Origin of the sequence: Ferrimonas balearica DSM 9799 (genome assembly GCF_000148645.1) — a bacterium.
GTDB classification, from domain to species: Bacteria; Pseudomonadota; Gammaproteobacteria; order Enterobacterales; family Shewanellaceae; genus Ferrimonas; species Ferrimonas balearica.
In genome coordinates this window covers 2,365,436-2,387,192 of record NC_014541.1, presented here as the reverse complement: position 1 = coordinate 2,387,192, position 21,757 = coordinate 2,365,436, and the positions used below count along the sequence as shown (strand labels likewise).

At 60.4% G+C, this 21,757-nt stretch carries 22 protein-coding genes; 10 read left to right on the top strand and 12 right to left on the bottom strand.

The window, feature by feature from the left end:
• Nucleotides 1-178 precede the first annotated feature (178 nt).
• Genes FBAL_RS10860 through FBAL_RS10850 form a run of 3 tightly spaced genes read left to right on the top strand, consistent with a single transcriptional unit; the run spans nt 179 to nt 3,113 of the window.
• Nucleotides 179-1,030 (top strand): putative selenate ABC transporter substrate-binding protein, encoded by an 852-nt coding sequence (locus FBAL_RS10860; protein ID WP_013345649.1) that lies wholly within the window; start codon nt 179-181, stop codon nt 1,028-1,030.
• Nucleotides 1,030-1,683: an ATP-binding cassette domain-containing protein gene (locus FBAL_RS10855; RefSeq protein WP_013345648.1), complete on the top strand. Its 654-nt coding sequence runs from the start codon at nt 1,030-1,032 to the stop codon at nt 1,681-1,683. The genes FBAL_RS10860 and FBAL_RS10855 overlap by 1 nt, the downstream gene beginning before the upstream one ends.
• The gene (locus FBAL_RS10850; RefSeq protein WP_013345647.1) at nt 1,680-3,113 is read left to right on the top strand and encodes a PhnE/PtxC family ABC transporter permease; all 1,434 of its coding nucleotides are present in this window, start codon (nt 1,680-1,682) and stop codon (nt 3,111-3,113) included. The genes FBAL_RS10855 and FBAL_RS10850 overlap by 4 nt, the downstream gene beginning before the upstream one ends.
• Here the strand turns inward: FBAL_RS10850 and FBAL_RS10845 are convergent.
• On the bottom strand, nt 3,060-4,064 hold the full coding sequence (locus FBAL_RS10845) for a hypothetical protein (protein ID WP_148226742.1): 1,005 nt from the start codon (nt 4,062-4,064) through the stop codon (nt 3,060-3,062). The two genes, FBAL_RS10850 and FBAL_RS10845, sit on opposite strands and share 54 nt — an antisense overlap.
• Nucleotides 4,065-4,298: 234 nt before the next feature.
• On the opposite strand from FBAL_RS10845, the gene FBAL_RS10840 reads away from it, so the two are divergent.
• Nucleotides 4,299-4,583, top strand: a complete 285-nt coding sequence (locus tag FBAL_RS10840) for a YebG family protein (RefSeq protein WP_013345645.1) — start codon at nt 4,299-4,301, stop codon at nt 4,581-4,583.
• Between the two features lie 50 nt (nt 4,584-4,633).
• On the opposite strand, the gene FBAL_RS10835 is transcribed toward FBAL_RS10840, so the two are convergent.
• Together FBAL_RS10835 and FBAL_RS10830 are read right to left on the bottom strand one after the other, a co-directional pair.
• On the bottom strand, nt 4,634-4,978 hold the full coding sequence (locus tag FBAL_RS10835; RefSeq protein WP_013345644.1) for a hypothetical protein: 345 nt from the start codon (nt 4,976-4,978) through the stop codon (nt 4,634-4,636).
• A 167-nt stretch (nt 4,979-5,145) separates the two neighbouring features.
• Nucleotides 5,146-5,523, bottom strand: coding sequence for a phasin family protein (locus tag FBAL_RS10830; RefSeq protein ID WP_013345643.1), 378 nt, complete (start codon nt 5,521-5,523; stop codon nt 5,146-5,148).
• Nucleotides 5,524-5,721: 198 nt separating this feature from the next.
• Between FBAL_RS10830 and phaR the strand changes: the two genes are divergently transcribed.
• The 3 genes from phaR to FBAL_RS20445 all read left to right on the top strand — a co-directional run bounded on the left by phaR (nt 5,722) and on the right by FBAL_RS20445 (nt 7,193).
• Nucleotides 5,722-6,129, top strand: a complete 408-nt coding sequence (gene phaR, locus FBAL_RS10825; RefSeq protein ID WP_013345642.1) for a polyhydroxyalkanoate synthesis repressor PhaR — start codon at nt 5,722-5,724, stop codon at nt 6,127-6,129.
• 181 nt (nt 6,130-6,310) lie between these two features.
• Nucleotides 6,311-6,856 (top strand): DUF3332 domain-containing protein, encoded by a 546-nt coding sequence (locus tag FBAL_RS10820; protein WP_013345641.1) that lies wholly within the window; start codon nt 6,311-6,313, stop codon nt 6,854-6,856.
• A 166-nt stretch (nt 6,857-7,022) separates the two neighbouring features.
• A complete protein-coding gene (locus tag FBAL_RS20445; RefSeq protein ID WP_013345640.1) occupies nt 7,023-7,193 on the top strand; it encodes a hypothetical protein in 171 nt (56 codons plus the stop codon).
• 55 nt (nt 7,194-7,248) lie between these two features.
• Here FBAL_RS20445 and secF read toward each other — a convergent pair whose 3' ends face one another.
• From secF to FBAL_RS10790, 6 genes are all read right to left on the bottom strand, one after another.
• Nucleotides 7,249-8,151 carry a protein translocase subunit SecF gene (secF, locus tag FBAL_RS10815; RefSeq protein WP_013345639.1) on the bottom strand — a complete coding sequence of 301 codons (903 nt, stop codon included), beginning with the start codon at nt 8,149-8,151 and terminating at the stop codon, nt 7,249-7,251.
• Complete coding sequence (secD, locus tag FBAL_RS10810) at nt 8,148-9,944, bottom strand: protein translocase subunit SecD (protein WP_041251269.1); 1,797 nt, start codon at nt 9,942-9,944, stop codon at nt 8,148-8,150. Before secD ends, secF begins: the two co-directional genes overlap by 4 nt.
• 131 nt (nt 9,945-10,075) lie before the next feature.
• A complete protein-coding gene (locus FBAL_RS19605; protein ID WP_013345637.1) occupies nt 10,076-10,474 on the bottom strand; it encodes a hypothetical protein in 399 nt (132 codons plus the stop codon).
• A gap of 77 nt (nt 10,475-10,551) precedes the next feature.
• Nucleotides 10,552-11,220, bottom strand: a complete 669-nt coding sequence (locus FBAL_RS10800) for an MntP/YtaF family protein (RefSeq protein ID WP_148226740.1) — start codon at nt 11,218-11,220, stop codon at nt 10,552-10,554.
• On the bottom strand, nt 11,217-12,857 hold the full coding sequence (locus FBAL_RS10795; protein WP_013345635.1) for a hypothetical protein: 1,641 nt from the start codon (nt 12,855-12,857) through the stop codon (nt 11,217-11,219). The genes FBAL_RS10800 and FBAL_RS10795 overlap by 4 nt, the downstream gene beginning before the upstream one ends.
• A gap of 56 nt (nt 12,858-12,913) precedes the next feature.
• Nucleotides 12,914-14,737, bottom strand: a complete 1,824-nt coding sequence (locus tag FBAL_RS10790) for an alkaline phosphatase PhoX (RefSeq protein WP_013345634.1) — start codon at nt 14,735-14,737, stop codon at nt 12,914-12,916.
• A gap of 308 nt (nt 14,738-15,045) precedes the next feature.
• Here FBAL_RS10790 and FBAL_RS10785 point away from each other — a divergent pair, with 308 nt between their 5' ends.
• Nucleotides 15,046-16,599 (top strand): DUF1254 domain-containing protein, encoded by a 1,554-nt coding sequence (locus FBAL_RS10785; protein WP_013345633.1) that lies wholly within the window; start codon nt 15,046-15,048, stop codon nt 16,597-16,599.
• On the opposite strand, the gene FBAL_RS10780 is transcribed toward FBAL_RS10785, so the two are convergent.
• Together FBAL_RS10780 and FBAL_RS10775 are read right to left on the bottom strand one after the other, a co-directional pair.
• Nucleotides 16,587-17,021, bottom strand: a complete 435-nt coding sequence (locus tag FBAL_RS10780) for a hypothetical protein (protein ID WP_013345632.1) — start codon at nt 17,019-17,021, stop codon at nt 16,587-16,589. The two genes, FBAL_RS10785 and FBAL_RS10780, sit on opposite strands and share 13 nt — an antisense overlap.
• An 81-nt stretch (nt 17,022-17,102) precedes the next feature.
• Nucleotides 17,103-17,387, bottom strand: a complete 285-nt coding sequence (locus FBAL_RS10775; protein WP_013345631.1) for a DUF3861 domain-containing protein — start codon at nt 17,385-17,387, stop codon at nt 17,103-17,105.
• 137 nt (nt 17,388-17,524) lie between these two features.
• Here FBAL_RS10775 and FBAL_RS10770 point away from each other — a divergent pair, with 137 nt between their 5' ends.
• Nucleotides 17,525-17,968: a MarR family winged helix-turn-helix transcriptional regulator gene (locus FBAL_RS10770; RefSeq protein ID WP_013345630.1), complete on the top strand. Its 444-nt coding sequence runs from the start codon at nt 17,525-17,527 to the stop codon at nt 17,966-17,968.
• Between the two features lie 116 nt (nt 17,969-18,084).
• A complete protein-coding gene (locus FBAL_RS10765) occupies nt 18,085-18,396 on the top strand; it encodes a hypothetical protein (protein WP_013345629.1) in 312 nt (103 codons plus the stop codon).
• Nucleotides 18,397-18,515: 119 nt separating this feature from the next.
• On the opposite strand, the gene FBAL_RS10760 is transcribed toward FBAL_RS10765, so the two are convergent.
• Complete coding sequence (locus tag FBAL_RS10760; protein ID WP_013345628.1) at nt 18,516-21,728, bottom strand: HD domain-containing phosphohydrolase; 3,213 nt, start codon at nt 21,726-21,728, stop codon at nt 18,516-18,518.
• Nucleotides 21,729-21,757 lie beyond the last annotated feature (29 nt).

Sequence of the window (21,757 nt, the reverse complement as noted above, 5' to 3'; positions counted from 1 at the left end):
GCCATTCAATCCACTACAGCATACGCTGAACGGCTGTATCCTGGCTGAACTTGATCAACAGAGTGTCGGCACTGTAGCAAAACGTGACGGGGCGGGCGCTTTTGCTGTTAACAAAAATGGCAAAAAAAGGTCATTCACGTAGAATAGCCTGCCACCTTTTGCCAACAAGGATGCGACGATGTTGCGCACGCTGCTCGCCGTTACGGCTCTGCTGTTCTCCACTCTCGTCGGGGCTGAAACCCTCTACTTCACTGCGATTCCGGATCAGGATGAGCGTCGCCTGCAAACCCGTTTTGATCAGGTGGCCGACTACCTGGCCGAAACCCTCGACGTTGAGGTGAAGTACCTGCCGGTGAAATCCTACGCGGCGGCGGTGACGGCGTTTCGCAATAATCAGGTGCAGCTGGCCTGGTTTGGTGGGCTTTCCGGTTTGCAGGCGCGGCGCATGGTGCCGGGCTCCCAGGCCATTGCCCAGGGCTACGAGGACCAGTTTTTCCGTACCTACTTTGTGGTGAATACCCGCACCGGCCTGGATAAACAGCGCGAACTGGCGCGGGAAGACCTGATGGGCCTCAGCTTTACCTATGGTGCCAAGGGCTCCACCTCCGGTCGCCTGATGCCCCAGTACTACATCGAGAAGCATCTGGGGCGGGACAGTGACGTGTTCAGTCGGGTGGGCTACTCCGGTGACCACAGCCGCACCCTGGCCCAGGTTCAGGCCGGTGTGTTTGACGCCGGTGCGGTCAACTACAAGGTCTGGCAACAGGCGATCCGCGATGGGGTGGTGGATCCGGCCAAGATTAAGGTGCTGTGGGAAACGCCGCCTTACCCGGATTACCACTGGACCGTGCGCGGGGATGCCGACGCCCGATTCGGTGATGGTTTTACCCGTCGCCTTCAGGCCGCCTTGCTGGGCATGACCGAGCCTGAACTGCTCAACGCCTTCCCCCGCCAGGGCTTTGTCGAAGCCAGTAACGAGGACTATCAGGCCATTTCGGACGTTGCTGAGGCGATTGGCCTGTTGCGCTGATGCCACTGTTTACGTTGAACCGGGCCACCCTGCGACAAGGCAACGAAGTGGTGTTGCAGTCGGTCAGCCTGGCGATTCAGGCGGACGAGCGGGTGGCCATTCTCGGCCCCTCCGGGGTGGGGAAAACCACGCTGTTGAACCACCTCTACCAGCAGGCGCCCCAGCAAGTGGCGCTCTGCCCCCAGGCTCAGGGCCTGGTGGAACCCCTGTCGGTTTACCACAACATCTACATGGGCGAACTGAATCGCCACTCCAGCCTGTACAACCTGATCAATCTGCTGCTGCCTTTGCCAAAGCCCCGTCGCGCCATTGGTGAACTGGCCGCCAGTCTGGGACTGGATGGCAAGCTGATGACGCCGGTTGCACAGTTGTCCGGTGGCCAACGCCAGCGCACCGCGCTGGGACGGGCTTTGCATCAGGCTAAGCCCACTCTGGTGGCGGATGAACCGGTATCCGCGCTCGATCCGATACAAGCCAAATCCGTACTGCAACGTGCGCTTGAACAGCACCAGGGGGCGGTGGTGGCCCTGCATGACGTGGCGTTGGCCCGGGCATGTTTTGACCGGGTACTGGGCTTGTCCGGCGGCCGGTTATTGTTCGATAAGCCCGCTGAGACGCTGTCAGAGGCGGATCTGGCGCAACTTTACCGATGATGACTCCGCGCTTGCGTCGCCTGACCCTGGGACTGTTGGTGCTGGGTGGCGTTTGTGCGGTTGTTGGCGATGTTGGCCTGGTTGCCACTGAGCCGGGCAGTGAGCTGTTGCGCCTGTTCCAGGGGCTGTTGATGCCCGACTTCCTGGCCACGGAACGGTTGTTTGAGGCGCTGTTCGCCACCGTGGCCTTTGCGCTGCTGGGGGTGACGCTGGGGGCCGTGGTGGGGGCGATGCTGGCGCCGCTCTATCATCTTCGACTGGTGCGATACGGTTGCGGCCTGTTGCGGTCGGTGCATGAGCTGTTCTGGGCGCTGCTGCTGATGCAGCTGTTTGGCTTGTCGGGCCTGACCGGAGTACTGGCGCTGGCGATCCCATTCTCCGCCATGTTTGCCCGCATCTATTCCGACCTTCTGGCCCAGGCACCTGCCACCGTAGAGCAGGCTCTGCCTTATCAAACCCGCTGGCTTGATCGTTTGCTCTATGGACGTCTGGCACCGATGTGGCCGGCGCTGGCCAGCTATACCCGCTACCGCTTCGAGTGCGCCATCCGTTCCGCCACCGTGCTGGGCTTTATCGGCTTACCCACCCTCGGCTTTTACCTCGAGTCCGCCTTTCGACAGGGATTTTACGCACAGGGGGGCGCGCTGCTGTGGCTGCTGCTGCTGTTGATCGGCAGCTTGCGCTGGTGGGGGCGTCCTGCGCTATTGCTGCTGTTACTGGCGCTCTCGCTGTGGTGGTTGCCGCCAATGGTGTGGCCGGGTGGTCAGTGGATCGTCCAGTTTCTGACCGAAGGGATCTGGCCCGCACCGTTGCGTCAGGGGGATTGGGCGGGGCTCTGGCAATGGGCCAGCAGCCTGTTTCCCCTGGCGGCGGATGGCCTGGTCAACACCTTACTGGTGTCCGGACTGGCCCTGGCCATCAGTCTGGTGCTGACCCTGCTGCTGTGGCCCTGGGCCAGCCGCTCAGTGATGGGACACGCCAGCACCGTGGGGCAGGGGGTATTGCTGTTTGGGCGTTCATTGCCCGAGCTGTGGCTGGCCTTTGTCCTGATGCTGGTGCTCGGTCCAAGTGCCTTGCCGGCCGCGCTTGCATTGGCGCTGCATAATGGTGCGCTGGTGGCTTTTCTGACTGCGCGGGAAGCGGACCGCCTGACCCTTCGGCCCGACGCGCCCCGAGGCTGGAACCGGCACCACTACGAACTGTTGCCGCGGGTTTACCCCGGCATGGTCAACCTGCTGATGTATCGATTTGAGTCGATGGTGCGGGAGACGGCAATGATGGGGATGCTTGGCATCGCGACATTGGGGTTCTACGTGGACAGTGCGTTTGAGCTGTTTCGTTTTGATGAGGCGATGGCGTTGATCCTGCTCAGTGGACTATTGAATCTTTTGGTCGAGGGTGCGTGTCGCCGGGCGTTGTCGACCCGCTGAGAACGCAATGGATGAACCATCGTACTGCCATTGCAGTTCGCCTAACAGGCCGTGGAGCAGGGCGTCATAGAGTGCCTCCAGAGTGGTCGGGTCGAGCCACTCCGGGCTTTGCTCGAGCAGAGAGGGCAGTGGAGTTACCCGCCAAATCACCGGGTTGCCCCGGTTATCCCGGCTGAACTCAAATGCCACCAGACTTAATCCCAGTGTGTTCTGCAACTGCCGTAGTGGCCGGATGTCTCCCGAACGCCCGGCGCCGTGTTGCGCCACAAATGGTCGGGTTTCGTAGTAGTGCTCACCGGTGAGCACACCGAGAAAGTCGTTATGCTCAGGCGTCTGGCTGGCATCCGCCTGGCGGCAGGCCATCGGTTTTACCATCCCATTCCAGGGCAGGGAGGCCCACTGACGTCGATTGCCAACCAACAGCGGCGGCCGTCCGAGTTGGGCCTGATCGCGCACAATCAGTGGGCACCCGAGGCGGGCACTGAGCGCATCAAAATCGCTGCTTTGGCCGCAGGGTAAGGTGTGACTGCAGCCGATCCCCAGCTCTTGTGCGGTGGCGATGGCGGTAGCCTGACGGCTGTGGTTGAGCCGTGAAATGGGATTGAAAACCGGCAGTTGATGGTCAAGGTAGTGCTGCTCCAGTGCCAGTAACTCATCCAATCGGTGAGGGCCAGGTTCGGTCATCGGTGTGGGCGCCCAGGGCAGCAGACCTTTGCCGCCGGGCCAGCGCAAGGCACCGGGGCCGGTACCGATGCCGAATCGAATATGACGGTATAACGTTGGATGGTGGGCACTCAGCCAGTCAAAGAAAGCCAGATGCCAACGATCTGGTTGCTGCACCACCACATGGAGGTGGGGGCGTCCTAACAGAAACGGCAGGTTGCGCACGCCAAAGCGCCACCTCAGACGGAGGTGGGAGCGAAGTCGCGACAGCCACGTTGGGGCGTTCATAACGTTGATATTGGGGTTACCTGGGAAAGTGCCATTACACCGGGAGCCGGTGTGGTTAAACTTGCACCAAGAAGGGTCATGGTGCACCTTATCCGGGGCAGCTATGCCTCTAATCTAGTTACTTTTACTGTAGTCCAGTCGCCAGCAGTCTACCCATATCGGATACTGTTTATTTATCCAGTGTTGTTTGCTACCCTGACTGGGCAATGAGTTTTCACAGATGAGGATGCGGACATGGCGGTGATCGTCAAGTACGTGGTGGAGCGGGACGGAGAGGAGCGGATGACCTTTTCAACCAAAGCCGAAGCGGACGCGTACGACAAGATGCTGGATCTGGCCGAGAGCCTGGAGCCAATGCTGGCCCAGTCGACGCTGGTTGAGGAAGAGAAACTGGAGGAGTTGGCCCTCTTCCTGGCGGAACGCAAGGTGGAACTGATGGCCTTGCTGAAGGGTGGAAAAGCCGCTAAACCGGCCGCGAAGCCTGCGGCGAAAGCCAGTAAGGCCAGCAAAGCCGCCTGAGTGCTTGCATCAAAAAAGACCGGCCATGGGCCGGTCTTTTTGTTGGCATGTCAGAGGGTTCCGCCCTGTGGTGGTTTGCGGGCAAACAGCGGGCGCAGGCTCCAGGCAGCCAGCAGGCTGAACAGCATGACGCTGGACATAATGGCCGCCAGTCGCAGCCAGGGGGCACCACTGGCCTGGCGCAGGGCGATAAAATCGACAGTGCTGGGCAGCCACACCGCCAGTACGCCGGCCACCAGGCCCGCCTGCAGCACAATGACACTCCAGCGACGTCGGGCCAACAGCAGCAGGGGAGCCAGGGCGAGCAGGGCGGTGGGCAGCAGAGCGCCAAAGCGCATAAAGTGGGCAGCCAGCAGCAGGTAGGCCAGCACAACAAGAACAATTCGCCAGATCATGGGTTACTCCTGAATCCGATGCCGACACAGTAACCCAGTGACGGAGGGCAGGCACTGCCCCAAAGGGGGTAGTTTGATGCTATCCGTGTGATCTCTTTGGCAATTTTGAACTCAGGCACAAACAAAAGCCCGCCATTAAGGCGGGCTTTTTCAATTCAGGCTGAGAGTCAGGCGTCTTTGCCGGACTTACGGCGGCTGGCCGTCGGTGCCTTGGGGCTGTTGGCCTGCACCAGTTCGCCGGTCAGCTCCGCAACGGTCTGGCCATACTGGGTCAGCGCTTCGATGCTGGTTTTCATGTAGCTTTCCATCCCTTCGCGGAATTGGTTGGACAGCTCCACCTGCTTCTCCACCAGCTGCATGGGGGTGGCGCACTGGGCCAGTGCCTGACTGTTTTCCAGGCTGCTCTGAACCATCTGGTTAACAAAGTCGTTATTGCGCAGCGCAGCATCGCTGGCAAACTGAGTGCTCAGTTCACGCACTTTGGTGTTGGTATCAATGCTGCGTTGCAGCTGCTCATCAAACTGGGTCTTTACGTCAGTAAACATGCGCCATGCTCCCCGCTAAATTGGCCAATAATGGAATTGTGCAGTGCACAATCAATGCTTAATTTAGAGCCGGGGTGGCGAAAGATCAAGCAAAATTGTGCGCTGCACAAAAAGTTCATATTGTGCTGCGTCCACGGCTGGCCTTTCTTTGCCCAGTCCAACTCCCTACACTGGGGCAAACACCGACAGGACATCACCATGAAGTTGATCAAGCGTTACCCCAATCGCCGACTCTACGATACCGAGCTGAAGCGTTACATTACGCTGGCGGACGTTCGTGATTACATCAAGGGATACCAAAGCTTCGAGGTGGTGGATTCCAAAACCGGTGATCCCTTAACCCGCCAGGTGTTGCTGCAGGTGCTGACAGAGATGGAGAGTGAAGGGCATGCCTCGGTTCTCACCGATAAATTCCTGGAGGAGATCATCCGTCTCTATGACAGCCGCATGAGTGGTATGGCCGGCCAGTGGCTGGAGCAGGCGATGGTCAGTTTGCTGGGGCAACAGCAGCAGTGGCAGCAGGAGCTCAAGCGGATGCAGGAGTTCAACCCTGCCCAGGTGTTTGGCGCCTTTTTTAACCCGATGGGCGATCGGGATAAAAAGTAAGCCAGGCAGAAAGCCTCATTCGAAATCAGTTGTTTAACACACGATTGCAGCGCGAATTATTTTCATGTTCGGTATAAGTTAATTTGCATGGATTAAAATATCGCCAGTCGCTCTTTAGGGAGTAGGTTCAGCTCAAATTTGCGCCTATAATCCGCGCGTTTTTTTTCGTAGGAAGTTTGAGATGAAAAAGCTCGTTCTGAGCGCAGTGGCCGTTGCCCTGACCACCTCCTCCCTGACTGGCTGCATGGGCCAGATGGGCGTATCCGCCGCCGTAACCAAAGCCAACCTGTCCGTCGTGGACAACCGTTACGGCCGCGCCGGTCTGTTTATGCTGATGAGCCCGGTATACGGCATCGCCAGCATGGCTGACCTGTTTATCTTCAACAGCATCGAGTTCTGGACTGGCACCAACCCGATCACCGGTCGTTCTCCGGCGGTGGTTGATATGCCGGTAGAAGCGATCTTCAAGGTAAACCAGCACCTGGACAGCAGCCTGACCGAAAACCCGAATCTGGACCAGAAGCTCCAGGGCAAGGTTGAGCGTATCCAGATGGAGTACCTGGACCAGGACAGCACCCGCATGAACCTGTTCTTCGAAGACGGTTCTGAGCGTCAGCTGCTGGGTCAGCGTATGGGCGACCGCGTTGAGTTCAGCCTCGATGGCGAAGCCATTGCGACCGTATCCGTTGCCGAACTGGAAGCTTACGTCGAGACTCGTCAAAGCTAAGTTCACCAGGCAGGAAGAAGCCGGGCATTTGCCCGGCTTTTTTTGTGCCCATTCCTATCCTCGATAGGGTCATTGTTCTGTCAGATAGCGGTGGCATGGTTTTCTGCACATCGTTGCAACTGCGCTTTACTTAAGACAGCAACGTCACCTGTGACAAGGAGCTCCCATGACCCTTTCTGAACTGGATATCGCCGTGGTGCTGTTGGATGGCACCGAATCTCCCGGTACGACGCCGCAGGACGTCGACGCCTGCCTGACACTGTCATTGGATGAATTGATCGAACAGGCAGAGAACTGGCCGGGAATGGTGGCCATTCCACAGCAAATGACGGCGTAACGGCACTTTTCGTGCGATAAAAAAACACGGCCAGTTGGCCGTGTTTTTTGTGCGCTTAAGGCAGGTCCGGAATCGGCTCTGGCCGGTAGTGTTCCGGCGTCAGACCGGCCATCTCGGGCAGCACGGTGCCGATGGCGATGGAGGACCAGGTGCCGCTGATGATGCCGACAAACAGCGCAATGGCGAAGCCGTGCAGCGAGGCACCGGCAAAGATCCAGACCGCCGCGACGGTGGTCAGGGTGGTGCCTGAGGTCACCATAGTGCGGGCGAAGGTCTGTTTAACCGCCGTGTCGTTGATTTTGGCCAGCAGCCAGTCGGGCTTGGCCAACAGCAGCTCACGGATGCGGTCCGACAGAACAATGGAGTCGTTGAGCGAGTAGCCCACGACCGCCAACACCGCCGCCAGTACCGTCAGGTTGAACTCCATCTGGGTAACGGCAAACAGGCCCAGCACCATGATCACATCGTGCAGCAGCGCCAACAGGGCGCCGGAGGCCAGTCGCCATTCGAAGCGGTACCAGAGGTAGAACAGGATGGCCAGCATTGAGAACAGCACAGCGACGCCACCGGTCTCTGCCAGTTCCTGACCCACCTGAGCGCCCACCACACTGGAGGCGATCAGCTGCACGTCCGGATCAATCTGTTGCAACACCGACAGGGCGGTGACATCACTGCTGGCCTGCGGGTCGACCGGGCCGGTGCGGATCAGCCAACGGCCCGGCTCACCCGCCTGAACCAGGCTGACGGTCTGGCCCAACCCCTGTTCCAGTCGGCTGGTCAGATCCAGGCCGCTGTACTGGGCGTCCATTTTCACTTCGGTAATCACGCCGCCGGTAAAGTCCATGCCCCAGTTCAGGCCACGGATCCCCAGCGCCAGCAGCGCTGCAACGGTCAGCAGGATGGAAAAAGCGGCGGTCAGGTAACGCCAATGGGTCATGGAGCGAATATCGAATCTCATATGGTCACCTTGCGACGAGTGTCTTGGCCCCACACCAGGTTGATCAGGGCGCGGGACAGGAATACCCCGGTAAACAGGCTGGTCATCAGGCCGAGGCCCAGGGTCAGGGCAAAGCCCTGGATGGGACCGTTACCGATGGAGTAGAGCACCAGGGCGGTGATCATGGTGGTCAGGTTGGCGTCCCAGATGGTGGTCAGGGCGCGGTCGAAGCCGAGATGGATGGCGCGGGCCAGACTGTGGCCCTGGCGGATCATGTCACGGATGCGCTCGAAGATAAGCACGTTGGTGTCCACCGCCATACCGACTGTCAGCACCAAACCGGCGATGCCGGGCAGGGTCAGCACCGCACCGGGCAGCAGGGCCATCAAGCCAAACAGAGTGACCAGGTTGGCCACCAGTGCGACGTTGGCGACCCAGCCCAGTCGGCGATACCACAGGGCCATAAACAGCAGGGTGGCGCCCATGCCGACGGCCAGTGCCTGGAAGCCGTTTTCGATGTTTTCCGCCCCCAGGGTGGGGCCGATGGTGCGTTCCTCAACGATCACCACCGGAGCGGTCAGAGAGCCGGCACGCAGCAGCAGGGCGAGCTGTTGCGCTTCCGCCATGGAGCCGCTGCCGGTGATCACAAAGCGGCTGCCCAGCTGACTCTGGATGGTGGCCACGCTGATCACCTCGGTGTCGACCACGGAGCGGCCGGCGGCGTCCTGGCGATACTCGCTGAACGCGGTGGCCATCGGGTAGCCGATCTTATTGCGGGTAAAGTCGGACATGATGCGGCCGCCGGCGGCGTCCAGCACGATATTGACCTGGGGCTGAGACATCTCGTCGAGCCCGGCCCGGGCGTCGATGATGTGTTCCCCGGTCAGCACCGGCAGGCGCTTAACGGACACGGTGCCGCCCTGGTTAAAGGGCAGGGTTTTACCCTGAACCGGCTCACCCTGGTTGACCTCGTAGAAGGCCAGGCTGGTGGTAGCGCCGATCACTTTTTTGGCCGCCACCGGGTCTTGCACCCCGGGCAGCTCAATGCGGATGCGGTTGGTGCCCTGACGCTGGACCACGGCCTCGGTAATGCCCAGCTCCTCGATGCGGCTGCGCAGGATCTGCAGGTTCTGGATCACGGTCAGGCGGGTCAGTTGCTCCTGCTCTTCCGGTTTCATGGAGAGGGCAAGACCGTCAACATGGTTGCGCCACTGCCAGCCCGGGTAGTCCTTCTTCACCACCTCGATCACCTGCTGACGTTGGGCGTCAGTCAGGGCACTGGTGGTGACACTGTGGTCATGCTGGGCCTGGGCGCGCACGCCGCGAACGGTGCTGCGCAGGGATTGCATCACGGCTTGCTGCTGGGCGTTCATCACCGGTGCCATGTCCACATCCAGCAGGAACTGGACGCCACCGCGCAGGTCGAGGCCGAGGCTCATCGGGCCAAAGCCCATATTCAGCAGCCAGCTCGGGGCTGCGGGCTGTTGGGACAGTGCCAGGCTGTCATCGGGGCCAATCCACTTGGTGAGCGCAGCCTGCGCGGTAAATTGGCTGTTAGGGTCTGCCAGGACAATCTGGGTCTGCTCACCCTGCTGGTTGATCGCCTTAACGGAGATGCCCTGTGACTCCAGATAGCGTTCGGTGCTTTGCGCGTCTTTGGCGTGGGACCAGTGGATATCAATGGCGGCGTCTTCGCCGTACCAGCTGGGCAGGGCACTGAGGGTCATCACCACCAGGGTGACCACCAGCACCACGTATTTCCAGGCGGGGTATCGATTGATCACCGCCGAGGCTCGTGTGGGTTTCTTCATCATCATTCTCTGCGTTCGGCCCTGGGGCCGATGGCTGTCCGCGCGGCATCAAACCCGCAGGCGAACAGGAAGCCAAAGCGCAATGCAGGGCATTGAACCAATGGCACGGTTGGCGGCATCACGCCGCGGCAGGTTCAGACGAGAGTCGGCAGGGTGCCGAGATGACGGTAGAGCGCGTTGCTCTCTTTCCAGCCGCCTATGCGACTGCGGGGGGGACGGATCTTCAGGTGCCAGTCCAGTTGCGGAGAACGGGGCGTGGCATAGCCGTGTTGCAGCACCATCGCCAGCGGTACGGCCAGCTCCAGCAGCAGTTCGTAATCCGGCTCCGGCAGGGGGGCCTGGCGCTGGAACATCTGCAACAGACGGGGATGGGTAAACAGGCCCCACTCCACCTGATGCGGGCCTTCTTGGAGTTGGCCCGGTTGTGAAAGCGACTGATAGAACTCACCGTCGGGGGCGGTTGAGGGCTGTGCAAACGCCTGGGCAGTAAAGCCCATCAATAGCGAAAGCAGCAGGATTCTCAACAGGTTCACGGTGTTAGGGTGCTCAGTTCAGTGATTTCATTGGGGGCTCAGTATAGCCATCGGAAATCCGAATAAACAGGAAAAGATTACCGATCCCTCAAGGGTTGGAGGGGGGATTTGGGCCACAGTGCGAGGGCCGTCACGCTGGCGGCAATCAACAGGATGGCCAGGCCGGGCACCGGCCACTGCAAACTGTACCGACACAGAGCCAGTCCGCCAAAGTAACTGAGGATCACCAGTTGCAGATAGCGACAGCCTCCGGCGCACAGAGGCGTGTGCAAAAGCCAGCGCCCCAGTCGCATCCCCACCAGCGCAAATCCCCACACCAGAGCGCCCACCAAAAAGAATGACAACGCCACCCAAAAGGGCGACCACTCCAGCACTTGCGCCGACTTGGCGGGCCCGGACCAGAGCGCGTCCCAGCTGATTGCCAGCAGCAGAGGCCAGCTGATCCGGGAGGGGGCGTCCGGCGACTCAGCCGGACGGCGCAGTTCGGACAGGTAAAAGTGGAAGATTAATCCCGCGGCCAACAGCCCCAGCCACGGCGTGAGCAGCGGCAGATGGCGGGCAAAGTAGAAGGTCAGCAGGTAGCCTGCCATCGGGAACACCGTGTGGGTGGCGGTGACGCCACTCAGCCACAGCCAGCGTGCGCGGCGGGGCAGATCCGCCGCCGCGGCGCTGGCCAGAGCGACGTCTGCCCCGATACCGCTGGCCATCGCCAGACAGCTGAGCAGAAACAGGTCCGGTACCATCACTCGGCACGCTCCGCGCGTTGTTGATGGCTGGCCAGTCCGGCCCGGAACCAGTCCAGACGCAGATCAAAGCGGTGATGATGTTCTGCCGGCAACGGCACTGCATCGGCGCCCACCTGTCTGAATACGTTGCGGGCGGGAGCCAGCACCGCGTCGCGGCCAAACAGGTAACTCTGCTCCTGAACAATCAGCCGGTACGCTTTATTGAGGTCGCGGGCCCGCTGGGGCGAGGGCAGGATCAACGCGCCGATATGGGGGGCCTGTGCCACCTTACTGGCATTAACGGTGCCGTCGGGGTGGAACCAGCGCTCAAGCATCTCGGTGTTCTGGCGGAACTCGTCACCGCCGCCCACCCGGCCGAGATAGGTCAGGTACTCACCCTGAGTCTTGCCACGGGCCGGGACATCCTGCTGCTGGCTGAGGTCCAGATAGCCCCAGCCCGGGCTGCCATCGACTTTGCGGGCAAAGGAGAACACCTGATCGATGGTGGTGCCGATGGTCTTGTGGCAACCGTTACAGAACGCCAGTTCCTGAGGCTTTTGCTGACGCAGGACGCCCTGCTCATCTTCGATGTGGGCGTCCAGGGTCCAGCCAAAGTTGTTGGCCAGGCCACGATCACCGTGAAAGGTGGATTTGGGCAGCTGCTCAAACACCTTCTCTTTCTGCTCCTGATAGTAGGCGGAGCGCAGTTGCAGCGGGTTGGTGTCGATGTGCTTCCGCATATAGCGCACCTCCTTCATCCGCGGCGCCGGACCCACCTGGCCGAAAGCGTCCACTTGGAGGTAGCGCACAGTGTGGAGGAACTCGGTGTCCTTGGGGTAGATCATTCCGGTAATGGCGATGTGGCTGGCATCACCGAGAAAATGATCCCGCGCCGGCAGCCGGTGAATGGCGTCAGCCAGCTTGCCATCGCCGTCCATATCAAGGCCGGCCCGACGCTCCGACAGGGCCGGTACCGTCAGGGCATCGCTCTGTTTCATTGCCATCTCCAGCAGGCTCAGATTGGCTAGGTAGAGGTCGCGGCTGTACTGGCCCCGGTGTTCACGGTAGGCGGCGGGAAGTCGGATCATCACGTCACCGGCCGAGCCGTTAGTGGGCCAGAAGGTGCTGGGGAAGGGCTTGTAGTTAAACGCCACCCAGTGGCTGCCGTCACGGGCAAAGCCCTGTTGATCAAAGGCGTGCTCAGGGTAGGCGAGGCGACGGATTTCGGGGATGGCGCCCTGCCAGTTGCTGGCTTTTAACCGGGCGATCCACGGGCTGTAGTTGTCCTGTTGGACGTAGGCGTCGATCTCGGCATTGCTGACGCGGGCAATGGCGTCGCGGCGGTCAACAAACAGGTTGCGCCAGTGGTTATTAAAGCCGAGGTCGGAGAATTCGTAGTTGCCCTGCAGGTCACCGTCGTTCATCACGTTGGGGCGCTGATCCTGGTAACTCTGGTGGCAGACGTAACAAGGGTTGTGCTGCCCCTCGGTACGGGTATAGCACTGGGGCGGAATCACCGATTCGCCGTTGTAGAGCACATCCTGCTCAAGATAGGCGCGGGCCGGAATGTCGTCGCGCAAGGCCAAAGGGGTGGTTTGCTGGGCCAGCAGCGCCGGGCTCAGCAGGGCAATCAGCCCAAGGGCAGGGGTCATTTTCATCGTTATTCACCAAAGGGCCGGGGCAGCGCACTGCCCCGGCATCGTGGGTAGGCCGATTAACGGGTAACCGGACGGTACAGCCACAGGGTGTTGTTGACCTGGAAGCCATCCTCACCAATCAGCAGGCGGCCGTCGTCCATCACCACCACGTTGTCCGGCTGGGACAGTTGGCTCACGTCACAGCGCTCAGCGCCGGTCAGGCTGTCGCGGTAAGTACCGCCCATCACCACCGGTTCGATGCGGTTAACGTCGTAACCTGCCTGCAGTGGCATGCGATACACACCGCCACAATCTTTCACCCGGCTGGAGAGGGCAATGTCGCCTTCGCCGTCGATCATGGTGCGGTCCAGATCGGCGATGGCGAAGTAGACGTAGGCTTCGGTGACGTCCTCATCGGCGATGCGGTCAACACCATCGACGGCTTCTTCTGCACGCTTGGCGTTGATGTTGATCCCTTCCAGTTTGCGGAACTCGGCGGTGGCGCCTTTCTGGCGCGCGGCCTGGCGGGACTCCAGGAACACCACGCGGTCATCCATCGGCTTGCCAGCGGTGACGGCGTTGCCGCCCTCGGCCACGGTGGGGTAGGTGGCGGCGCCTTCGGCCCAGGCTTGGACATCCGCCAGGGTCAGGTAGCTGGACTGTCCCTCGACAAAGTCGCTGGTGTCGATGTCGTCGAATTCGGCGATCCAGGCTTCCACTTCGTCGTTGTTGGCGCTGCCCATCTCGACCCAGCTGACATCAAAGCCGGTGGTCAGCGGTTCGTTGCTGCCAGCGTCCTGAGTCAGTTTGGCGGCATAGAGCGTGCCGGAGGAGAGGTCGCCCGCGGCATCGGCGACAAACTTGAACATCACGCCGCCGGTGTCGTCCTGGGACAGGTAGACGGTGCGCTGATCCGGCATGACCACGCCATTTTCATGTTCGTAACGGCCCATGGCGTAGTGCTTGGCCGGCATCGGCGTGCCCTTGGGATCGGTCACTTCGATGATGTAACCGTAGCGGTAGGGGTTGGGGAAGCTGGCGCCGGTCATGGTGTCCATGCGTGCCACATCTTCATTGCCCGGCTCGTTCCAGCTCGGATCGGTGGTGCCATCGACGCTGGAATCGACAATCCACTCTTCAGAGGAGAGCGGGGTGCCCCAGGGGGTCAGGCTGCCGAAGCAGTTGGCGGCGGTACCGTGGATGGCAGAGAAGTCGATCATCATGGCGTCATCCACCATCCAGCGGCCATCTTCCTGCTTGCTCAGCGCCAGTCGGCTCATGCCACCGGGGATGTATTCCCAGTTGGTGAACAGGTAACCCTTGCCCGCTTCGGTAGGAACAAAGGCGTTGAAGTCCGGCATGTCGGTGTCCACCACGGCGGTACCACCGTCCAGGCTCATGACCACACCGAGGCCATTGGCCAGTTTGCCGTCATAAGTGTCGCCGTTCTGGCCCAGTACCTGGTACTGGCCATAGGCGGTCATCACGGTTTCCTGCTCCTTGGCGGAGGCCGGCACCGGGGAGTCCACCAGGTCGTAAGGCAGCTGGTTGAGGTTCACACCAGCCAGTGCGCCCACGGTGCCACGGTTGTAGGCCACGCTGTTGTGGTCGGTCTTGACATTGGCGCTGGAGGGGTGTTGCAGGTTGAAGAACAGGTCGCCCTGCTCGGTCAGGAAAATGCCGGTGACTTCCGCGCCCAGAGGCACGGTGGCCAAACGGGTCAGGGTGCCCACCTGACCGTTGCTGCCATCCTGCCCCGGTTGCCCGTCAACGCCGTCCACACCATTAACACCATCCACACCATTGGCACCATCAACGCCGTTGTCACCGTCGCTGCTGCAGCCAGCCAGAGCCAGCAGCAGGGCGCCGGTCAGCAAAGAGAGTTTGAATTGAGAGTTCATGCTTTGTTCCATTCGCACATTGAGTTGTTGTCTTCGGCAGCAGGGTGCTGCGTCGGCGCACCAAGGTGGTGGCCGAACATGTCTGAACGGTTAACGAAATGTGAATTGCGTGCGCTGTCGAGAAAGTGAACCTCAGTACCGGATCTAACGCCCTGATTTTAAAGACCTAAGACAAGTAACTGGCCAATATGATCTTTTTGTTAAGTCACGCCATGGACGGGCTTAATCGGTATTCCTGTTCGGCCTTTACGCTGTGGGGGGCTGATGGCCGGGCTACGCTTTAGAGGGTTTTTCCAAGGAGCTGAAAAATGGCGATTCGATACGGTGTGATCTTGGTGTTGGCGTCACTGATGATGGCGCCGGTTTTCGCTGAGGAGGCGCGGCGCTACCCGCCTTTGCCGCAAACGATTCTGACGCCCGACCAGGTGCCCAGCCGGATTGGGGAGTTGCGTTTTGACGATGGCAGGCCGGATGCGGCCACGGTGGCCACCCTGTATGACCACCTCGATTTCCTGCGCGGGGTTGAAGTGTTCCTGAACTTTATCCCCGCCGCGTCACTGGAGGCGTTACGTGTCGGCATGGCGGAGCTGGGGGCAACCCAATCCTCGGATGTGGTGATCTTTGAGCAGCTGATGGATGCCCGACCGCTGTTTCTGACCGGCAATACCGATACCGTATACGCCTCGGCAATGCTGGATCTGCAGCGGGATGGCCCCACCGTGGTGGAGGTGCCACCGGGCGCCGGGCCGGGAACGGTCAACGACGCGTTTTTCCGTTTTATCATCGACATGGGCGCGCCGGGTCCGGACCGGGGTAAAGGGGGGCATTACCTGATTCTGCCGCCGGATTACCAAGGGCCGATCACCCCCTCTGTCCAGGGCAAGCCTCAGCGGGTCGATGGCCGTGATTATTACGTGGCCCGCTCGGCCAGCTACATCAATTGGCTGATCCTTCGTGGCCTGTTGGTGGAGGGCAAGGCGGAACCGGCCGTCACCATGTGGCGGGAGGGGCTGAAGGTGTACCCCCTCAGCCAGGTCGCCGAGCCTCCGACGATGCGCTTTATCAACGGTTCCGACCGCAGCGTTAATACCATTCACGCCAACGACTTTCATTTCTATCTGGAGTTGGACCAGGTGATTCAACGGGAACCGGTAGGCCTGTTGGAGCCGGAGCTTCGGGGACTGGCGGCGGCGATCGGCATTCGCAAGGGCCAGCCTTTTGCGCCGGATAAGCGGATGAAGACCCTGCTGAGCGAAGCGGTGGCGGTGGGCAATGCCACCGCCCGGGCCATCTGGCTGAAGCCGCGGGATGCCAACGCGCGTCTCTATCCTGACAGTGGTTGGTACACGCCCTTTGTCGGCGGTGATTACCGTTGGTTGATCGATGAAGGAGAGGGCGGACGCAATCTGGATGCGCGTACTCTGTTTTTCTATTCGGCGACGGTCAACACCCCCGCTATGGCCCTGCGCATTCCGGGGGTGGGCTCGCAGTACGCCTTTAACGCCACGGACGCCGAAGGGCGCTATCTGGATGGGGGAGAAACCTACCGACTGCGTTTGCCTGCACCGGTACCGGCAAAGAACTTCTGGTCGGTGGTGGTGTATGACCCGCAAACCCGTTCTGAGCTGCAAACCCAACAGCGCTACCCCAGCAAAAACAACGTGCGGGATACGCTGCGCTACAACGATGACGGTTCCGTTGACCTGTTTTTTGGCCCCAAAGCGCCCAAGGGCTGGGAGAGCAACTGGACCGAAACCCTGCCCGGCAAGGGCTGGTTTACGGTGCTGAGGTTGTATGGGCCGTTGGAGCCGTGGTTTGACAAGCAGTGGCAGCCGGGAGAGTTGGAGCCCTACAAGGAGTAGTCATCAAGAAACTGGTGCAGCGGTGTGAGGCCGTCTCCGCCCTGGCTGAGATCCTTCAGGGCCAGCCAGATGGCGGTTTCATGCCGGGCCACCAGCGCCAGTTGTGGGTCGGCCTCGGCCCATTCCCGGTAGCGCTCCTCATAAGGCGTGACCCAGTCAATCAGGGTAGCCAGCAGCTCAGGCCAGGGCAGGGCATCCCACTGTCTCGCCTGGGCAACGCCCTTGTGCCAAAGTGCCGCCCGCTCCGCTGCGGAGACGGACGCCGCCTGAAGTGGCGACAACAACGCCGCCGTGCGCACCTCGACAGAAACCAGCGCCTGCCACAGTGTGGCCTGTTCCGGGCGCTGGCTGAGCATGTGCTGGAAAAAGGCGATGCCATAAATTTCGCCGCGGTAGGCCTCGTTCAGGCGGGTCTGGCGCATAACCATTCTCTGGGGCAGGAAAACCAATAAGCCGCCATGATAACAGGCGGCTTATCTCGGGGCATGACGCGGGGCCTGGGTTCAGCCCTTTTTCAACGCCATCATAAACTCGGTAAAGGCGGGTTTGAACGACTTAAACAGCGGGTTATCGCGGTTTTTCATCATCACTTCGCTGAACAGCTTCAGGCCAACCGCAAAGGCCTGAGTGTCGGCTTCGCTCAGCGGCATCTTCTCCTGCAGCTTGTCCACCACGGCGAAGAGGTCATCGTGACAGCGTGCTTCAAAACAGAGTGGGGCCGCCTCAACCGGGTTGCCTTTGCGATCTTCAAGCGGTTCAACGGTAACTTTGTACAGGTGGCCGGTCATGTTGTGCTCCTCTGTGATATCGAACTTGTCTGTGTCGCCATTAAGGTTGATAATGTCAACTATATGCTCGATGGTTGATGTTGTCAACTATGTGGGCGGGCGATACGCGACAGAGGGCATAGCCAGGTGAGGGGCCAATGACGAATCAAGGATTACTGGAAAGCGTTTTTACGCTGGTGCACGCGCTGAAGCGGGAGATGCAGCAACAGATTGACGCCATGGGGCTAGCGATTACCCCCATGCATGTACGGGTGCTGAAGGTGATATCCCGGCGTCAGCCATGCACGGCGAACGACGTGGTGATGTTGCTGCAACGGGACAAAGCGCAGGTCACTCGTTTGCTCAAACCGCTGCTGGAACATGGCTTACTGCAAAAGCAGGCCAACCCGGAGGATAAGCGCAGCCAGTTTCTGCAGGTGACTGACGCTGGCGCCGCCATCGTTGAGCGCCTGCAGGCGATTGATGCCCATATGTTGGCACAACTCTCCCAGTCCGTGCCCGCCGAAGACCTCGCGGAATTCCAGCGGATCGCCCGGCGGATGGCGGAAGGACTGAACGCCGGCGCCGCGCCCGGGAGCTAGGGTTTTGACCGGTTGGCAGCGTGATATCGAGGCAAAAAGGCCCGGTTTTTCAATTGGCCCGTCGCAACTATACTCGGCATACGCTTAACCGGTAACCAACGCTAAAGGGGGCCAGCATGTCCAAGTTAAACGGCGCAGACAGAGCGGTGGAGGCGGAGCCGACAGAGGGCAGCGAGGAGGGGATGGAGGTCACGCTTGGTGACCTGCTGACCGACGCTTTCCTGGCTGAACACTCCGACTTTGCCAATATTGAGCAGCTGTTTGCCAACTGTGGCTATACGGTGAACTCTGAGGCGGATTTCCAGGCGATCCCGGCATCGGACTGGAACGCCTTTATCCGCAGTCGCACCCGCTTCGATACCTGGGAGCAGATGCTGGAAGCCGCTTACCGTGCCTATGTGGAAGGCCGGTTGTTTGACCCGGACTGACAGAGCCGGGCGGCGTTGGCCTCAATCGGGAATGCCAGAGTGAATCGGTACTGCAAAGTCGGCCAGCGGCGGGCGCCGTTCGATCCAGGCTGCCGCTCTGCTTCTCTTTTCTCTATTCTCTATTCCGTCATGTGTTCCGGCTGACTGACCGCTGCCTTCGGGGCATCGGCGCCTTCTGTTTTCAGGTATTTCCCGATGTCGACGTGATCGATCTGCTCCGGCGCCAGGTGGGCCCGGGCATAGCGCAGGTACGTACCGCTGCTGAGAAACAGGCGGAACAGCGCCGGATCAAAATGCCGGTTCAGCGCCATCTTGTGCATGATGTCGATGGCCACGGAGAGCGGTTTTGCTCGTTTATAGGGGCGGTCGGAGGCGGTCAGGGCTTCAAAGATGTCTGACAGCACCAGGATCTGCTCCGGAATCGACATCTGCTCGCCCACCAGACCACGGGGGTAGCCTTTGCCATCCAGGGTTTCATGGTGGCTGGTGGCGTAGCGCGGTACCCGGCTGAGCTCGGGCGGGAAGGGCAGGCTCGCCAGCATCTTAATGCCACTGACCATATGTTCATTGATGCGGTAGCGGTCTTCGGCAGTCAGGGTGCCACGTCCAACGCTCAGGTTGTACAGCTCGCCCAGGTTTTGCTCCAGCAACGGCGCCACCATGGTGATCCCAAGGGCCGGGTCGTTTTCCCGGTCATGTCGTGCGCTGACCTTGTGTTCTGGGCGGTCAGCCAGCAGAGGTTCAACGGCGGGCAGTGGCCTGGCGTCATCACACAGCAGAGTCTCCTCCTGCGGCGATAACCCGATGCGGTCGTCAAAATGGCGTAACCAGGTCTGGGCACCGATGTCGTGCAGTTTCTCGATCCTGGCTTCGTCAAAGAATTCGCCGCCGACATTGCAGTTGGCGACAAAGGCGTATTGTTCCTGCAACTGCTGTTGGCGCTCAGCCAGTCGCGCCTGGATGTCGGCTTCTTTCTCCGGCGCGTCGGCCAGCTGTTTGAGCGCGTCGAGTTCGGCGTCCCGCCACAGCACCTCAAAACGCATCCGCACCTCGTGGATGCGGTTGTAGATCGCTTCCAGTTTGCTGCCCTTATCAACGATGTGTTCCGGGGTGGTGATCTTGCCGCAGTCGTGCAGCCAGGCGGCGATGCGAAACTCCCGGCGTTCATCCTCATTGGCAAAGGCGAACCCGGCAAACTGCCCCTCCTGACACTGCTCTGCCGCTTGAGCCAGCATCAGCCCCAGCTCCGGAACCCGGTGGCAGTGGCCTGCGGTGTAGGGCGATTTGTCATCGATGGCGTTGGCGATCAGCTCAATAAAGGATTCGATAAAGGCTTGCTGTGCCTTTTCATGGGCGTTGATGGTGTCCGCCATCTGGTTTACCGAGCGCGACAGGTCGTCCAACTCTTTGATGTTGGTCTGCACCGGTTCTACCTGGTCAAACTGGCGCTTTTCAATCTGGATGGTGGCGCGTCGCAACTGCAGGATAGGGCGCACGATGGGGCGGCTGAAGGCCCAGGCCAGGGGCAGCAGTGCGAGGATGATGGCCGCCGTGACCAGCGCCGATGGGGCGATACGTTGCAGCACCAGTTGGTCAACATGGGATTCCGGCAAAATCACCGCGATGTAGTCTTTGAGCTGATTAAAGTTGCCCACATGCTCGACGTAGACATAGGCGGGCTCTTTATTCAGTGTCAGCCGCTGGAGCTGGCCCAGTCCCTCTTCACGCTCAATGATATCCAGCACCGCCTTGTGAGGCACAATGCTGGCAAAGCGGGCACTGGGGCGGCCGTTTTCCGCCTGCAGCCACTTTTGCGCCAACGCGGTGCGTTGTTCCTGACTGATGTTGGCCAGCGCCAGGTTCAGGATCTGGTGCAACTGCGACTTTTCGCTGTTGACCACAAGGTAGAAGTGGCCGTCGTAGCGGTTGTCCAGATCACTGAGGTTTTCGTGAATGGTGGCGTCACCAAAATAGTATTGGGATACCTTGTAGCGGAGCACATCACTGGCGTCGATGACGCCGTCGATTTGGCCGTCCCGCAGGGCATCAAAGGCGGGTTTCAGATCGTAAAACTCCACCACCTCAAGGTGCGGATAGTGAGTACGGAGGGCCGGGATGATCGACCAGCCGGCAATCATGCCCAGCCGTCGCCCTTGCCACTCACCCAGCCGGGTGACCGGAGTGGACTCTTTGGTCATCAAGGCAAAGGGCATGGTGTACATCGGGCTGCTGAACAGACCCAGATGACGACTGCCGAGATTACGTTGAAGGGAGTGGAGGATGTCGATGTCTCCATCGATAAAGCCACGTCGTAGCTGATTCCAGCTTTGGCCATTACTGAAGTGGAACGGGATGCCGGTCATCTCACTGATGATGGCAAACATGTCGATGGCATAACCCTTGGGGACGCCACCAAGGGAGAAATCCATCGGCTCCCAGGCGTCCTGGTTGGAGACGGTGAGGGTGCCCAGCTGAGCGATGTACTGTTGCTGCTCTGCGCTGAGCGGCAGCGGACGGGAAGGAGGCAGTGGCGCGCTGGCGGGTACCGTCTGGTTGGCGGCGATGATCTCGCCGTGGTGATCAAAAAAGTAGGCTTCGGTGGCCTCAATAACGTCGTGGTAGCGGGTGTAGTCATTGAACTTGCGGGCGATGGAGGAGAGCACCACATCGATGCCCACCACCACATCGGTATCGGCCACCCGGTGCGCGTAGGTCTGGCCGTTGATCTCAACGGTGTGGAACAGGTAGGGGTCGGTCTTATAGCTGCCGTTGCGCATCGCCCCCTTGTACCAGGCGCGTTGGCTTGGCTGGTAATTGTCGGGTTGCTGTTCGCGGTGGGTTTGGTTGAGGTTGTCGTCCAACAGGCGGGTCACCCGGACGCGTTGCCCTGACTGCTGCTCATAGTGGACCAGCGCCCATCGGTCACTGTCCTGCGCACCAAGGTTCTCCCGAAGCACGTGCGAGGCGTTCAGGTTCATCAGCTGCACAAACTCGCCATCGCCGTGGCCAAAGTAGGCGCCGTAGAACTGGGGGTTGCCATCCAGTGTTTGCTTCAGCAGTTCGATGCGGCGTTGTCGTTGCTCCGGGGCTAAGGCCCCTTTCGCCACCTGGCTAAGCAGTTGGCCGGTAAAGTGGGCGTCGCGGTCAAGTTTGGCGATGTCGGCGGAGATCGCTTCGCTGGTGAGGCCCAGCCGATCCAGCAGCCCCTCCTGAGTCATCTCCTTGGTGAAATGAAACTGCAGTGCCAGCGCCACCAGTCCGGTGATAAGCGTTGCCAGGATCAACAAGCCACCCACGGTGACCCGAATGGAATACTTGCGTCCGTGCGCCATGCCTTGCTCCATCAAGTGGGGACTGCATC

Bases quoted from the DNA above. Each gene is read 5' to 3' on its own strand.
- FBAL_RS10860 (WP_013345649.1), top strand. From the start codon at position 179: ATGTTGCGCACGCTGCTCGCCGTTACGGCTCTGCTGTTCTCCACTCTC.
- FBAL_RS10855 (WP_013345648.1), top strand. From the start codon at position 1,030: ATGCCACTGTTTACGTTGAACCGGGCCACCCTGCGACAAGGCAACGAA.
- FBAL_RS10850 (WP_013345647.1), top strand. From the start codon at position 1,680: ATGATGACTCCGCGCTTGCGTCGCCTGACCCTGGGACTGTTGGTGCTG.
- FBAL_RS10845 (WP_148226742.1), bottom strand. From the start codon at position 4,064: ATGAACGCCCCAACGTGGCTGTCGCGACTTCGCTCCCACCTCCGTCTG.
- FBAL_RS10840 (WP_013345645.1), top strand. From the start codon at position 4,299: ATGGCGGTGATCGTCAAGTACGTGGTGGAGCGGGACGGAGAGGAGCGG.
- FBAL_RS10835 (WP_013345644.1), bottom strand. From the start codon at position 4,978: ATGATCTGGCGAATTGTTCTTGTTGTGCTGGCCTACCTGCTGCTGGCT.
- FBAL_RS10830 (WP_013345643.1), bottom strand. From the start codon at position 5,523: ATGTTTACTGACGTAAAGACCCAGTTTGATGAGCAGCTGCAACGCAGC.
- phaR (WP_013345642.1), top strand. From the start codon at position 5,722: ATGAAGTTGATCAAGCGTTACCCCAATCGCCGACTCTACGATACCGAG.
- FBAL_RS10820 (WP_013345641.1), top strand. From the start codon at position 6,311: ATGAAAAAGCTCGTTCTGAGCGCAGTGGCCGTTGCCCTGACCACCTCC.
- FBAL_RS20445 (WP_013345640.1), top strand. From the start codon at position 7,023: ATGACCCTTTCTGAACTGGATATCGCCGTGGTGCTGTTGGATGGCACC.
- secF (WP_013345639.1), bottom strand. From the start codon at position 8,151: ATGAGATTCGATATTCGCTCCATGACCCATTGGCGTTACCTGACCGCC.
- secD (WP_041251269.1), bottom strand. From the start codon at position 9,944: ATGATGAAGAAACCCACACGAGCCTCGGCGGTGATCAATCGATACCCC.
- FBAL_RS10795 (WP_013345635.1), bottom strand. From the start codon at position 12,857: ATGAAAATGACCCCTGCCCTTGGGCTGATTGCCCTGCTGAGCCCGGCG.
- FBAL_RS10790 (WP_013345634.1), bottom strand. From the start codon at position 14,737: ATGAACTCTCAATTCAAACTCTCTTTGCTGACCGGCGCCCTGCTGCTG.
- FBAL_RS10785 (WP_013345633.1), top strand. From the start codon at position 15,046: ATGGCGATTCGATACGGTGTGATCTTGGTGTTGGCGTCACTGATGATG.
- FBAL_RS10780 (WP_013345632.1), bottom strand. From the start codon at position 17,021: ATGCGCCAGACCCGCCTGAACGAGGCCTACCGCGGCGAAATTTATGGC.
- FBAL_RS10775 (WP_013345631.1), bottom strand. From the start codon at position 17,387: ATGACCGGCCACCTGTACAAAGTTACCGTTGAACCGCTTGAAGATCGC.
- FBAL_RS10770 (WP_013345630.1), top strand. From the start codon at position 17,525: ATGACGAATCAAGGATTACTGGAAAGCGTTTTTACGCTGGTGCACGCG.
- FBAL_RS10765 (WP_013345629.1), top strand. From the start codon at position 18,085: ATGTCCAAGTTAAACGGCGCAGACAGAGCGGTGGAGGCGGAGCCGACA.
- FBAL_RS10760 (WP_013345628.1), bottom strand. From the start codon at position 21,728: ATGGCGCACGGACGCAAGTATTCCATTCGGGTCACCGTGGGTGGCTTG.